The following is a 13537-nucleotide window of genomic DNA, read 5'->3' on the forward strand; positions in this document are numbered from 1 at the left end:
TCTTCCTTCGGTGGCATCGACGGACGGGCCGTCGGGCCTACCGGTCTTGATGCGGACGGGAATCTTCTGATGCCGCCCCCGTGCTGGGTTCGCACTGCCGTGCCCCCAGCGGTCACTGTAGCCATTGACGGCGACAGTTCCAACTGCAAAGGAAGGTCCCGATACTTGACCGATACGCGGGTCATCGGGCCTCCCTTCCGCGGCGGCTGTCGCGGATCACGGTGGCCGTCCCGACGACGACGGCCACCAGGACACCCCCGATCCCCAACGCATAGGTGGCGAGCCGTTCGGAGCGCTCCTGGGGCGTCTCCGACAGCGCCAGGGCGGCCGGCTCGGGAGCCGGCGGCTTGGGCGGGCCCGGGTCGGGCACGGGCGTGGAGGCCGGCGTCCCGGGCTGGTCGGCAAGGGCCCGCACCGGGTCGATCACGCCCCAACCGACGTGGTTGTCACGCCCGTTGATGGAGCGAACCGCCGTCTGCTCGATCCGGGTGACGATCTGGGCCACGCTCCACTTCGGGTACTTGGCGCGGAGCAGGGCGGCGACGCCGGCGACGTACGGGGCGGAGAAGCTGGTGCCGTTGTCGACGCACTGGCCGCCGCCCGGGACGGTGGAGACGACGTCGACTCCGGGCGCGGCGACGCCCACCATGGGGCCGGACTGGGAGAACGCGGCGCGTTCGTTGTTGCGGTCCGAGGAGGCGACGGCGAGGACGCCGGGGAAGGCGGCCGGGTACGTCTTCTTGAGGGCGCCGTCCATGCCGTCGTTGCCGGCGGAGGCGACGACGACGACGTTCTTCTCGATCGCGTGGGCCACGGCCTTGGCCATGGGCGAGTCGGGGCTCAGCGGCTGGGTGGTGTCCTGCGAGATGTTGATGACGTCGGCGCCGGCCTTGTCGACGGCGTAGGTGATCGCCTGCGCCATGGTGTCGGACTTGCCGCTGTTCTTCTCGTCGTTCTGCCGGATCGGGATGATCTTGGCCTCGGGCGCGAGGCCGACGAAGCCGGTGCCCTTGCGGGGGTGGGCGGCGATGATGCCGGCGACCTTGGTGCCGTGGCCGACCTCGTCGACGGTGCCGTCGGTCTTGCCGCGCTTCTCGTCGCCGAAGGAGGGGTTCTTCGGGTCGGGCTTGAGGTAGTCCTTGCCCGCCTTGGCGTCGACGGCCTCGCGCAGCTGCGGGTTGACGTCGTCCACGCCGGTGTCGATGACGGCGACCCGGACGCCCTTGCCCTTGGTGTCCTGCCAGAGCTCGTCCAGGAGGACCCGCTGGAGCGGCCAGGGGATGCCCTCGATCTGCTTCTTCATGGGGAAGGTGCACTCGCCGCTGCCGTCGAGACCGGCGGGCCGCGCGATGCCCTCGGCGTAGGCGGCGGGCGACGCCGCGACCAGGGCCGTGAGCGTCGCGGCGGCGAGCAGGGCCGTCGTACGGTACGTCGTCATCCGCTCCACCCCCTCACGAACCCTGCGGCTGGCGCGCGCTGTTGGTGTCGAGGCGCGGGCCCTTGGACAGGAACTCCGACCACTCCATCGGGACGAGGACCGGAGTGACCTTCTCGTAGCCGAGACGCTTCTGGGCATCGGAGGGTTCCGGACGCTTGTCGGTCTGCTGCTGCTCGCCCGCGCCGATCTTGGAACGCCCCTTGTCGCTGTCGCCGTTGGCCTGCATCGCGTAGCGCAGTCCGGTGTCGGTGACGAGGAAGAGCGAGCCGCCGGGCGCGGACTGCTTGCCCTGCACCTGGGTGTAGAGCAGTCCGGTGCCGGGAGTGACGTACGTGCTGGTGCCGCCGGCGGTGATGTCGGCGGGGTACTTGGTGCCGGCCCAGGTCGACAGGGTCGTCTGGCCCTTGTCGCCGACGCTCTCCAGGACCGAGCAGACGGTGTCGCGGGCACCCGGCCCGCCAACGGAGTTGACCTCGTCCGGCTTCCGCTCGGGCCAGCGGCGGTCGGCGGCGAAGGGGGCGCTGTCGGGGCCGAGGGAGTTGATGTCGACTCCGCTCGCGTTGCCCTTCATGCCGAGGCCCACGGTCTCCGGGGAGTTGATGAGCAGCCAGGCGGTGAAGGCGGAGACCGGCTGCACCTTGCCCTGGAGCACCACGTAGTGCTGCGGGCCGGAGCCGGTCTGCGCGAGCAGCACCATGCCGACCTTGTCCTGGGCCGGGGTGAGGCCGCCGTCGACGCCGGCGTCGGAGCCGATCGCGCCGGGGATGTCCGGGAAGTCGACGGGGGTGCCCGTCTTCAGGGTGGCCAGCCAGTCGTCGGTGACCTGCTGCGGCTGCCGGTTGACGCCGAAGAGGGTGGTGGTGAGGTTGGGCGCCTTCTCGTTGACCCGGTACTTGGTGCCCGTGTGGTCGACGAGGTACTGGGCGCTCTCCTTCTGCCCCTTCACGTACAGGACCTGGCCGGGGACCAGCTTGCTGCTGTTGTCCGTGCGCCCGAGGTCCCGCTTGGCGAAGAGGAAGGTGGCCTTCTGCACACCGCCGCCGTTGCCGCCGCCCGGCTGCTCGCACACGGCCCAGCGCTTGGCGGTGCCCGCGTCGTCGGCGGCGGGGAGACGGTCCGGCGCGTACGGGATGCCGAGGATGGGGCCGCGCGGCGGCTTGCCCAGGTCGAGCGTCTTGTCGTCGACCTGGATGACCTGGAACTGGTCGGGGTTGAGCAGGAGCCGGGCGGAGGCGAGGTTGAGGACGGGGTGGAGCAGGGTCTTCTTGTCCTTGCCACTGCCGGTCTCCAGGACCACGTACCGGGTGGTCGACTGCTTGCCGACGATGACCCGGGTGCCGGGGGTGTCCCAGCCCTTGGGGGCGTTCGGTTTGAACATGCCCCAGGCGCCGAACCCGGCGACGACGAGCGCGGCGACGATCAGGCCGGGGACGACCGCCTTCAACGGCTTCGGGGCACCCTCCTCCGTGCCGGAGGGCGAGGGTTGGAGGAATGCCGCCACCGTGCGCTTCTTCGCAAAGGTGTACGCGTTGAGCTCGTCCCGCCGCGATGCCATGAGTCCCCATTCTCGTCAGGCGCGATCTTCGCGCGGGGCCCCCGGGTGGTGACACCGGGGCCCCGGCCTTCGGACCGGCCCCCTACTATGCCTGCTGTCCCGTGGGGTTCGTGGGGCGGGTAGGGTGATCCGGCCGCCAAAGCCCTGGCGGGCCAGGGTCATCGGGATGAATTGAGGGGGATTCTCCATCATGGCTTCCGCGAGGCGGAGGCGGCCCGATGCGGCCGCTGCCTCCACACCCCCGTCCACGGGCCCCGCGCCGGCGGTCTCACCGCGGCTCCAGGCACGCCCCGGACACTTCGGTTCGTTCCGATTGCAACAGCTCGTACTGATCGAGGTGGCGGCGGCTCTGCTGCTCCTCGCCTGGGCCGTCGACAAGATGCTGCTCGTGCCCGCGGGCGTGGTCGCCGTCGTGCTCGTACTGCTCGCCGTGGTGCGCCGGCACCGGCGCTCGCTGCCCGAATGGCTCGGCACCTTCCTCGCGCTGCGCGCCCGTTCGCGCCGCGCCTCCTCGCTCACCGTGCCGGAGGGCACCGAGCCGGGGTTCGCGCCGCTCGTGGAGTGCGACCCGGCGCTGCGGACCTACGCGTACAGCGACCGCGACCGGCGTCCGGTCGGGATGGTCGGCGACGGCACCTTCCTGACCGCCGTCCTGCGGGTCGAGTCGGACGGCACGGCGCTGCGCCCGGACCGCGCGGCGAAGCCGCTGCCCGTGGGGATCGTCCGGGACGTGCTGAGCGTGGACGGCATCCGCCTGGAGTCGGCGCAGATCGTGCAGCACACGCAGCCGGCGCCCGCGCCGCACCTGCCCGTGCAGTCGATGGCCGCCCGCAACTACGGGCCGCTGCAGGCGCAGACGGGTTCGCCCGCGGTGCGGATCACCTGGATCGCGCTCAAGCTCGACCCCGAACTCTGCCCGGAGGCGGTCGCCGCGCGCGGCGGCGGCATGACGGGCGCCCAGAAGTGCGTGGTGCGCGCGGCGGACCAGCTGGCGAGCCGGCTCGCCGGCGCCGGGTTCCGGGCGAGCGTCCTGACGGAGCAGGAGCTGACCTCCGCGCTCGCCACGTCGAGCTGCGCCAGCCCGATGGCGATCGCGCAGGCGGGCCGGGGGCAGGCGCAGGGGCGCCGGACCCAGGAGACCGCGCGGACCTGGCGGGTGGACGACCGGCGGCACACGACGTACTGGGTGGGGCGCTGGCCCCAGTTGGGCGGCCGGGGCGGCGGCGCGGGCGCGTCGATGCCGCAGCTGGTGGCCCTGCTGACCTCGCTGCCCGCGCTCGCGACGACGTTCAGCCTGACGCTGAGCGGCGGGGACCGGCAGGAGGTGACGGTGACCGGACACGTGCGGATCACCGGGCGCAGCGACGAGGAACTGGTGGCCGCGCGGCACGAACTGGAGCGTGCGGCGCGCGGAGTGAGGACGGGCCTGGTGCGTCTCGACCGTGAGCAGGTGCCGGGCGTCCTGGCGACGCTGCCGCTGGGAGGTGCGCGCTGATGTCCACCGCCTCCTTCGGTACGTCACCGGTCCCCGGCTCGCCCTCCGTCCGGCGTACGGGGCGGGCCGCGCGGCCCCGGTTCGGTTTCGGGCTCGTCGGGCCTCGCCGCGACCGGCACTCCGTACCCCTGGAACAGCTGGAGGCGCTGGCCCTGCCCGTCGGCGACGACGGCATGGTGATCGGCGTGGACGCCGAGGGCCGTCCGGCGGTGCTCGGCATCAACCGGCCCGTTCCGTACGACGTCACGCTCATCGGTGGTCTGTGGACCGCGCAGGTCCTCGCGCTGCGGGCGGCCGCGACGGGCGCCCGGGTGGCGGTCGAGACCGGCCGCGCGCAGGCGTGGACGGCGCTCGCGCAGGCCGCGGGCGGCGGGCAGCCGTGCATCACCCTGCACGACGTGGGCCGCGTGCCGCCGCAGGGCGCGTCCGCGGGCAGCCCGGTGGTCGTGGTGCGCGACTGCGGCATGCGGCCGCCGCGCGGCCGTGTCGTGTCGGCGCCCTGGCAGTCGGTGGTGACGCTGCTGCCCTATCTGAGCCCGGTCGCGCCCCGGCTCCTGGAGAAGTCCTCCCTGGTCGGCGTCCAGCGGGTGTCCCCCGACGAGGCCGCCCAGATCGGCCGCATCATGAGCCTGCCGCAGCACGAGTACGAGGCGCTGTCCACGCTCGCCGACGGGGTCACCCTCTGGTGCACGCCGAACGACCGCCAGTTCGTGATGACTCAGGCGACGGACGCCGAGACCGGATTGTTGGGCGGCGCGCGCCGGATGGACTGACCGGGTGCGGACTCGCTTGCGTACGTCCGTTTTTGCATCGTTTTGAACGGTGGGGGTTCTCACTCTGCGGCGCGGCCGGGTCACTTGGGGCCCGTACCGGGTCGCGGAGGCCGGCGCGGAGGGGGCATCGGCCCTGCCCCGGGGCGGCCCGCGGCGTTTAGGGTGGAAGGGCCCCGCCCACAACGGCACAAGGGTGCTCGACCACACCAGGAGGCAAAGTGAACGGCGATCGCGACGAGATCCACGGGGGTTGGAATCCACCCGCCGACGATCAGTCCGACGCGGATCCCGCCGAGATGACGGGTGAGTTCACCATCGACTACACCCCGCCCGCCTGGTACACGCAGAACGCGTCGGGCGGTACGGGAGCGGGCGGTGTCACTCCCCCGCCGCCGAGCGGAGCACCGGTCGCCGTGCCGGGCCTCCCGGCGGGCAGCGGCTTCGAGCCCGGCTGGAACATCGCGCCGCCGGCCGCGCCGGTGACGCCTCCGCCCCCGGCACCCGTTCCGCCGGTGGCTCCTGCGACCGCGCCCGGTCAGTCGGTTGAGCCGGTCGGACCGCCGGCCGCTCCGGTTGTCCCTGCGCCTGCGCCTGCGGCGGTGCCTCCGGTTCCGCCGGTCGGTGCTCCCGTGACAGGTGGTTCGGTGCCGGGTGCGTCCGTGCCGGGCGCGCCGGTGCCGGATGCGCCCGTACCGGGTGCGCCCGTGCCCGGGGACTCGCTGCCGCCCGCGGCCTCGTTCGGGGGCGGGGACGTCGAGAGCGGTGCCACCATGCGCTTCTCCCCCGCCGCGCTCCGGCGCGAGATCGCCGAGCGCACGGCGGAGAGCACGGACGGCTCCGCCGAGCCCGCCGCCGAAGAGGCGGACACCGCCGAGGACTCCCCCGCGACCCCCGACGAGCACGCCGCCACGGGGGCGGCGGAGACCGGGACCGCCGCGGAGAGCTCGGACGACGACGACGCGAAGGACGCTGCCGCGGTTGCTTCGGACGCCGGGCAGCCGGCCGAGGCCGGCGCGGTCTCCGATGACGCCGCGGGCCCGGAGGACGAGCCGGCCGCGCCCGCCGCGGAGGCGGAGCCGGCGACGGAGACGGCCGCGGAGCCGGTCGTCGAGGCCGACGCCGAGCCGGAGACCGGGGACGCTGTCGTCGCCGACGCGGCCGCTCCCGGCGCCGGTCCCCTCCCCGCCGCGCAGCCCGCCCCCGACGCGCCGCAGGGCTTCGGCCCCGGCACGGCTCCCGCGCCCGCGCCCGCTCCCTCTCCCGGTCCGTACGACACCGCCGGACAGCAGCCCGCCGGCGCTCCCGGGCCCTTCCCCGGCGCCCCGTACTCCGCGCCGCAGCCCGGTGCAGGGCTGCCTCCGCTGCCGCCGTCGTTCCAGCCGGCCGCCCCCGAGCCCGCGCAGCAGTGGCCCGCGCAGCCCGCCCCGGGCGCCCAGCCGGTGCCGCCCGCCGCGCCGCTGCCGCCCCCCGCCGCCTGGCCCGCCCCCGAGGCGCCCGCGCCCGGCGCGCCCGGGCCCGTACCGCCGCAGGCCCAGCCCCCGGCGCCCGGTTCCTACGGCTACCCGCAGCAGCCCCAGGCCCCGGCCCCTGCCCCTGCCCCGCAGGGCGGTTACGGCTTCCCGCACCCCGGGACGCCTCCGCAGCAGACCGGTTACGGCTACCCGCAGCAGCCCGGCGTGCCCGGCGGCGTCCCGCCGCAGGCGCAGGCCGCCGGCGGCTACGGCTACCCGCACCCCGGAGCCGTACCCCCGCAGGCCCCGCAGGCCCCGCAGCCGCCGTACGACGGTCAGCCGCCGGTGGATCCGCGGACCGGTGCCGCCTGGCCCTCGCCGGTGACGCACGACCAGCGGGAGCGGTCCGTGCCGGGCGCCCCCCTCGGCTACAACGCGGCCGTCGAGCTCTCCTCCGACCGGCTGCTCCGCAACAACAAGCAGAAGCCGAAGTCCAGCCGCAACCCCGGCGCCGCCAACCGCTTCAAGATCGGCGGCAAGAAGGAGGAGGCGGAGCGGCAGCGGAAGCTGGACCTGATCCGGACGCCGGTGCTCTCCTGCTACCGGATCGCGGTCATCTCGCTCAAGGGCGGCGTCGGCAAGACCACGACGACGACCGCGCTCGGCGCGACCCTCGCCACCGAGCGGCAGGACAAGATCCTGGCGATCGACGCCAACCCGGACGCCGGCACGCTCGGCCGCCGGGTGCGCCGCGAGACCGGGGCGACCATCCGCGACCTGGTGCAGGCGATCCCGTACCTCAACTCGTACATGGACATCCGCCGGTTCACCTCGCAGGCGCCGTCCGGCCTGGAGATCCTCGCCAACGACGTGGACCCGGCCGTCTCGACGACCTTCAACGACGAGGACTACCGGCGCGCGATCGACGTCCTCGGCAAGCAGTACCCGATCATCCTCACCGACTCGGGCACGGGTCTGCTGTACAGCGCCATGCGCGGGGTCCTCGACCTCGCCGACCAGCTGATCATCATCTCCACGCCCTCCGTGGACGGCGCCTCCAGCGCCTCGACCACGCTGGACTGGCTCTCCGCGCACGGCTACGCGGACCTGGTGCAGCGCTCGATCACGGTCATCTCCGGGGTCCGCGAGACCGGCAAGATGATCAAGGTCGAGGACATCGTGCAGCACTTCCAGACCCGCTGCCGCGGTGTGGTGGTCGTGCCCTTCGACGAGCACCTGGCGGCCGGCGCCGAGGTGGACCTCGACATGATGCGGCCGAAGACCCGGGAGGCGTACTTCCACCTCTCGGCGATGGTGGCCGAGGACTTCGTACGGGCGCAGCAGGCGCAGGGACTGTGGACGGGTGACGGCCAGGGCGCGATGCCGCCGCACATGGCCCCGCCGATGCCCGGTCAGCCCATGCCGGGGCAGCCGATGCCGGGGCAGTTCGCGCCCGGCCAGGTGCCCGGACAGCCGATGCCCGGTCAGCCCGTGCCCGGTCAGCCGATGCCCGGGCAGGTTCCCGGTCAGCCGATGCCCGGACAGTACGCGCCGGGGCAGCCCGTCCCCGGTCAGCCGTACGCTCCCCAGCAGCCCCAGCCGCCGCAGCCCGGTCAGCCGTACCCGCCGCAGCCGCAGGCCGGACAGCCCTACCCGCCGCAGCCCGGGTACCCGCAGCCGGGGCAGCCGATGCCCGGGCCGATGCCGGGTCAGTTCGGCCCCGGTCAGCCGTACGCACCCCAGCCCGGTCAGCCGTACCCCGGTCAACCGGGCGTCCCGCAGAACTGGCAGCAGCAGCCTCCGCCGCAGGACGAGGGCGAGCCCCAGCCGGGCGGGGCGCTGCCTCCACAGGCGCCGCCAGCCCCTCAGCAGTAGGGCGTCACAGGAATAGACCAATGAGGCTCCGTATCGACTCACCGATACGGAGCCTCTTGGCGTTCCCGCAGACCACAAGGGGTTTGAGGGATCGTTGACGACGGCAGACCACCGCTGATACACCTTCGCTTCACCCATCGTCAGCCCAAGATCCACGACAGAAACTCCCACGCGAGGTCACGTCCCATGGTCATGGTCACGAAGGTTCCACCCCGCCCCGCCCCCGCCCGCAGAGCCCTCCGACTGCTGCTCGCCGGCGGCCTCGCCGCCGGCTCCCTCGTCGTCGCCCCCGGCACCGTGCAGGCGGAGGACGGGAAGTCCGGCGGCACCACCCTCACGGTCGCCGTCTCGCAGAGCATCGACTCGCTGAGCCCGTTCCTCGCCCAGAAGCTCACCTCGACCAGCATCCACCGGCTGGCGTACGAGTACCTCACGAACTACGACCCGAAGGACGCGCACACGATCCCGGGTCTGGCGACCGCGTGGACGTCCTCGGCGGACAAGCTGACGTGGACGTACACGATCCGCAAGGACTCGACCTGGTCCGACGGGCAGCAGGCCACCGCCGAGGACGCGGCCTGGACCTTCAACAAGATGATGACCGACCCGAACGCCGCCACCGCCAACGGCAGCTTCACGGCGAACTTCGCGCAGGTCACCGCGCCCGACCCGCAGACCCTGGTGATCCGGCTGAAGAAGCCGCAGGCGACGATGACGGCCCTCGACGTGCCGATCGTGCCGAAGCACGTCTGGGAGAAGGTCACCGACTTCTCGAAGTTCAACAACGACAAGCAGTTCCCGATCGTCGGGAACGGCCCCTTCGTCATCACCGACTTCAAGGTCGACCAGTACATCAAGCTCAAGCCGAACAAGAAGTTCTGGCGGGGCGCACCCAAGTTCGACGAACTGGTCTTCAAGTACTACAAGGACGGCGACGCGGCCGTCGCGGCCCTGCAGAAGGGCGAGGTGTCCTTCGTACCGAACCTGACGCCCGCCCAGGCGGCGGCCCTGAAGACCCAGAAGGACATCAAGGTCAACGACGCCCCCGGCCGCCGCTTCTACGCCCTCGCCACCAACCCGGGCGCGAAGGCCCAGGACGGCAAGGCCTTCGGCAACGGCAACAAGGCGCTGCTCGACCCCGAGGTCCGCAAGGCGCTCTTCCTCGCCGTCGACCGCACCACCCTCGTCGACAAGGTCTTCCAGGGCCACGCCGTCGAGGGCGAGGGGTACATCCCGCCGCGCTTCGGCTCGTACTTCTGGAAGCCGGAGACCGCGCAGGAGCGGGCGTACGACCCGGTGCGGGCGGAGAAGGTCCTCGACACCGCCGGATACCGGAAGGACGCCGCCGGCAAGCGGCTCGGCAAGGACGGCAGGCCGCTGGAGTTCCGGATCCTCTGTCACGCCACCGACCCGAACGACAAGGCGGTCGGCAAGTACCTCCAGGAGTGGTGGGGCAAGCTCGGCATCGGTCTGAAGGTCGAGTGCCTGGACAGCGTCTCGGACCCCTGGGTCAAGGGCGACTACGACCTCGCCTTCGACGGCTGGTCGGTCAACCCCGACCCGGACTACGTCCTGTCCATCCACACCTGCGGCACGCTCCCGGCGACCCCGAAGGACTCCGGCGCCACCGACAACTTCATCTGCGACAAGCAGTTCGACGGGCTGTACGCGCAGCAGGCGGTGGAGTACGACGCCGCCAAGCGGGCGGATCTGGTGAAGCGGATGCAGTCCCGGCTGTACGACACGGGGTACATGAACGTCATGGCCTACCCGAACGCCCTGGAGGCGTACCGCACGGACCAGATCAGGTCCATCACGACCATGCCCGAGGCCGCCGGGAACCTGTGGGGCCAGGACGGCTACTGGAGCTGGTGGTCCGCCGTGCCCGCGGCGCAGGCCGAGGACTCCGACGGCGGCTCGTCCACCGGGGTGATCGTCGGCATCGTCGCGGCCGTGGTGGTCGTCGTCGGCGTCGGCGCCTTCCTCGGGATGCGCCGCCGCTCCACCGCCGACGACCGCGAGTAGTACGTGACGACGGCAAGCACCCCCGCCGACGTGGCGCGGGCCGAGAAGGCCCGCGCCACGGACGGCGCACCCCGCACCGGTTCCTCCCTCGGCTATCTCCGCCATGCGGCGGGGAAGGTCGGCGGCGCGCTCGTCTCGCTCCTCGCCGTCCTGGTCACCAGCTTCTTCCTGTTCCGGATCATCCCCGGTGACCCGGTGAAGGCGATGACCCACGGCGTGCCCACCTCGGCCGAGCAACTCGCCACGCTGCGCCGCCAGTTCGGTCTCGACCTGCCGCTGTGGCAGCAGTTCACCGACTACTGCGCCAAGGCGCTGAGCGGCGACCTCGGCACCTCGTTCCAGTTCCGCGCGCCCGTCGGCGACCTCATCGCGGAGAAGCTCCCGGCGACGCTGCTGCTCACCGGGGTCGCCGTGGTGATCTACTCGGCGCTCGGCCTCTGGCTGGGCACCCGCTCGGCCTGGCGGCACGGCAGGCTCGGCGACAAGCTGAACACGGGGATCGCGCTGACCCTGTGGTCGGTGCCCTCCTTCTGGCTCGGGCTGATCCTCATCATCGTCTTCTCGGTGGGCATGGGGCCGATCCCGGGGCTCTTCCCGACCGGCGGCATGGAGTCGGGGACGGGCGAGACCGGTTTCGCGTACGCCCTGGACGTCGCGCACCACCTGGTGCTGCCCGTGGTCACGCTCGTCGCCGTCGGCTACGCGCAGACGCTGCTCGTGATGCGCTCCTCGCTCCTCGACGAGATGGGCGGCGACTACCTGACGACGGCGCGGGCGAAGGGGCTGCGGGACGACGTCGTGCGGCGCAGGCACGCCGTGCCGAACGCGCTGCTTCCGACCGTCACCATGATCTTCATCAACCTGGGCCACGTGGCGGCCGGTTCGATCCTGGTGGAGACCGTGTTCTCCTGGCCGGGACTCGGCGGGCTGTTCTACCAGGCGCTCAGCGTGCCCGATCTGCCGCTCGTGCAGGGCCTGTTCGTGGTCTTCGCCGGAGCGATGATCCTGATGAACCTGATCGCCGACCTGCTCTATCCGCTGCTCGACCCCCGGGTGGGCCGATGACCTCTCTCGCATGGGAGCGCCGCAAGGGTTCGGTCGCGCGCTTCTGGACGTCGTACCGGACCCGTCGCGCCGGGCTCTACGGCCTGGCCGGCCTCGTCCTGATCGCGCTGCTCGCGCTCACCGCCCCGTGGACCGTCGGCTCCGACGTGCAGTCGGTGACGGAGGCGCCGGGCACGGCCCTGGAGCCGCCGAGCGCCGCGTTCCCGCTGGGCACCGACCAGTTCGGGCGCTCGCTGCTCGGCCTGCTGATCTGGGGGGCCCGGATCTCGCTGCTCGTCGGCCTGCTCGCGGCGACCCTGTCGGTCGCCATCGGGACCCTGGTCGGCATCATCGCCGGGCACTACGGCGGCTGGTTCTCGACCGTCGTCATGCGGATCACCGACTGGTTCCTGGTGATGCCGACGCTGGTGCTCGCGATCGTCCTCGCCACCGTGATGTCCCGGTCGATGTGGACGGTGGTCCTCGCCATCGGAGTGACGTCCTGGCCGACCACCGCCCGGCTCGTACGGGCGCAGACGATCGCGGTGGAGTCCCGCCCGTACATCGAACGGGCGACCGCGCTCGGCGGCGGCCACCGGCACGTCATGCTCCGGCACGTCCTGCCGAACGTGATGCCGCTGGTGCTCGCGCAGACCACCCTCGGCATCTCGACCGCGATCCTCACCGAGGCGACGCTCGCGTTCCTCGGCCTCGGCGACCCGACGGTCGTCTCCTGGGGCGGGATGCTCCAGGACGCGAGGGAGGCGGGCGCCGTCTCCTCCGGGCACTGGTGGTACCTGGCCCCGCCCGGGATCGCGATCGCCCTGGTCGCGCTCGCGTTCACGCTGTGCGGCCGGGCCGTGGAGTCCGTACTGAACCCGAAGCTGGGGGTGGGGCGATGAGCCTCCTGGAGGTACGGGACCTCAAGGTGACGTACGGCTCCGGCGCGGCCGCCGTGCCCGCCGTGCGCGGGGTCGACCTGACCCTGGAGCCGGGGACCAAGCTGGGCGTGGCCGGCGAGTCGGGCTGCGGCAAGTCCACGCTCGCGCTCGCACTCCTCCGGCTCCTTCCGGCCTCGGCGCGGATCGAGGGCGAGATCCTGCTCGACGGCGAGGACGTCCTCGCCATGTCGTGGGGGCGCCTCCGGGCCGTGCGCTGGGCGGGCGCGTCGATCGTCTTCCAGGGCGCGATGCACTCCCTGAACGCGGTGCACCGGATCGGCGACCAGATCGCCGAGCCGCTGCTCGTACACGGCCGGGCGACCCCGGCGGCGGCCCGCAAGCGGGTCGGCGAGCTGCTCGAACACGTCGGGCTTCCGGCGGCCCGGGCCGCCGCCTATCCGCACGAGCTGTCCGGCGGGCAGCGGCAGCGCGTGATGATCGCGATGGCGCTCGCCTGCGACCCGCGCCTGATCGTCGCGGACGAGCCGACGACCGCGCTCGACGTGATGATCCAGGCGCAGATCCTGCGGCTGATCGAGCGGCTCGTCGCCGAGCAGTCCATCAGCCTCCTGATGATCAGCCACGACCTGGCGGTCCTCGCCGACACCTGCGACCGGCTCGCCGTGATGTACGCGGGCCGGGTCGTCGAGGAGGGGCCCGCGCGGGCGGTGTACGAGGCGGCCGAGCACCCGTACGGGCGGGCGCTGTCCTCGGCGTTCCCCCGCATCGGGGACCTCGCGTCCCGGCGGGCGCCGCGCGGCCTGCCGGGCGACCCGCCGGACCCGGCGGACCTGCCCGGCGGCTGCACCTTCCATCCGCGCTGCCCGGTGGCGGTGGACGCCTGCGCGGAGCAGGACCAGGAACTGCGGGAGGCGGGCGCGGGGCGCCGGGCCGCCTGCGTACACGTGGGGAGCACGTCATGAGCGGCGAGACGCGTGGG

9 protein-coding genes are annotated in these 13537 nt (G+C 72.8%); 7 read left to right on the forward strand and 2 right to left on the reverse strand.

Annotation, left to right across the window (positions count from 1 at the left end; translation table 11 throughout):
* Nucleotides 1-181 precede the first annotated feature (181 nt).
* Together mycP and eccB are read right to left on the reverse strand one after the other, a co-directional pair.
* Nucleotides 182-1438 carry a type VII secretion-associated serine protease mycosin gene (mycP, locus tag GGE06_RS17680; RefSeq protein ID WP_184931251.1) on the reverse strand — a complete coding sequence of 419 codons (1257 nt, stop codon included), beginning with the start codon at nt 1436-1438 and terminating at the stop codon, nt 182-184.
* 13 nt (nt 1439-1451) lie between these two features.
* Nucleotides 1452-2993: a type VII secretion protein EccB gene (gene eccB / locus GGE06_RS17685; RefSeq protein ID WP_184931252.1), complete on the reverse strand. Its 1542-nt coding sequence runs from the start codon at nt 2991-2993 to the stop codon at nt 1452-1454.
* A gap of 190 nt (nt 2994-3183) precedes the next feature.
* Between eccB and eccE the strand changes: the two genes are divergently transcribed.
* The 7 genes from eccE to GGE06_RS17720 all read left to right on the forward strand — a co-directional run bounded on the left by eccE (nt 3184) and on the right by GGE06_RS17720 (nt 13520).
* Nucleotides 3184-4488: a type VII secretion protein EccE gene (gene eccE / locus GGE06_RS17690; RefSeq protein ID WP_184931253.1), complete on the forward strand. Its 1305-nt coding sequence runs from the start codon at nt 3184-3186 to the stop codon at nt 4486-4488.
* Complete coding sequence (locus GGE06_RS17695) at nt 4488-5261, forward strand: hypothetical protein (protein ID WP_116158545.1); 774 nt, start codon at nt 4488-4490, stop codon at nt 5259-5261. Before eccE ends, GGE06_RS17695 begins: the two co-directional genes overlap by 1 nt.
* Before the next feature lie 218 nt (nt 5262-5479).
* On the forward strand, nt 5480-8587 hold the full coding sequence (locus GGE06_RS17700) for an SCO5717 family growth-regulating ATPase (protein WP_184931254.1): 3108 nt from the start codon (nt 5480-5482) through the stop codon (nt 8585-8587).
* 192 nt (nt 8588-8779) lie between these two features.
* Entirely contained in the window at nt 8780-10612 is a 1833-nt protein-coding gene (locus GGE06_RS17705; RefSeq protein WP_184931423.1) for an ABC transporter substrate-binding protein, read from the forward strand.
* Nucleotides 10613-10615: 3 nt separating this feature from the next.
* Nucleotides 10616-11677, forward strand: a complete 1062-nt coding sequence (locus GGE06_RS17710; protein ID WP_184931255.1) for an ABC transporter permease — start codon at nt 10616-10618, stop codon at nt 11675-11677.
* Nucleotides 11674-12558, forward strand: a complete 885-nt coding sequence (locus GGE06_RS17715; RefSeq protein WP_116158548.1) for an ABC transporter permease — start codon at nt 11674-11676, stop codon at nt 12556-12558. The genes GGE06_RS17710 and GGE06_RS17715 overlap by 4 nt, the downstream gene beginning before the upstream one ends.
* Nucleotides 12555-13520 carry an ABC transporter ATP-binding protein gene (locus GGE06_RS17720; RefSeq protein WP_116158549.1) on the forward strand — a complete coding sequence of 322 codons (966 nt, stop codon included), beginning with the start codon at nt 12555-12557 and terminating at the stop codon, nt 13518-13520. Before GGE06_RS17715 ends, GGE06_RS17720 begins: the two co-directional genes overlap by 4 nt.
* The last annotated feature ends 17 nt before the right edge of the window (nt 13521-13537 follow it).

It is taken from the genome of Streptomyces nymphaeiformis (assembly GCF_014203895.1).
Taxonomy (GTDB): domain Bacteria; phylum Actinomycetota; class Actinomycetes; order Streptomycetales; family Streptomycetaceae; genus Streptomyces; species Streptomyces nymphaeiformis.

Bases quoted from the DNA above. Each gene is read 5' to 3' on its own strand.
- mycP (WP_184931251.1), bottom strand. From the start codon at position 1,438: ATGACGACGTACCGTACGACGGCCCTGCTCGCCGCCGCGACGCTCACG.
- eccB (WP_184931252.1), bottom strand. From the start codon at position 2,993: ATGGCATCGCGGCGGGACGAGCTCAACGCGTACACCTTTGCGAAGAAG.
- eccE (WP_184931253.1), top strand. From the start codon at position 3,184: ATGGCTTCCGCGAGGCGGAGGCGGCCCGATGCGGCCGCTGCCTCCACA.
- GGE06_RS17695 (WP_116158545.1), top strand. From the start codon at position 4,488: ATGTCCACCGCCTCCTTCGGTACGTCACCGGTCCCCGGCTCGCCCTCC.
- GGE06_RS17705 (WP_184931423.1), top strand. From the start codon at position 8,780: ATGGTCACGAAGGTTCCACCCCGCCCCGCCCCCGCCCGCAGAGCCCTC.
- GGE06_RS17715 (WP_116158548.1), top strand. From the start codon at position 11,674: ATGACCTCTCTCGCATGGGAGCGCCGCAAGGGTTCGGTCGCGCGCTTC.
- GGE06_RS17720 (WP_116158549.1), top strand. From the start codon at position 12,555: ATGAGCCTCCTGGAGGTACGGGACCTCAAGGTGACGTACGGCTCCGGC.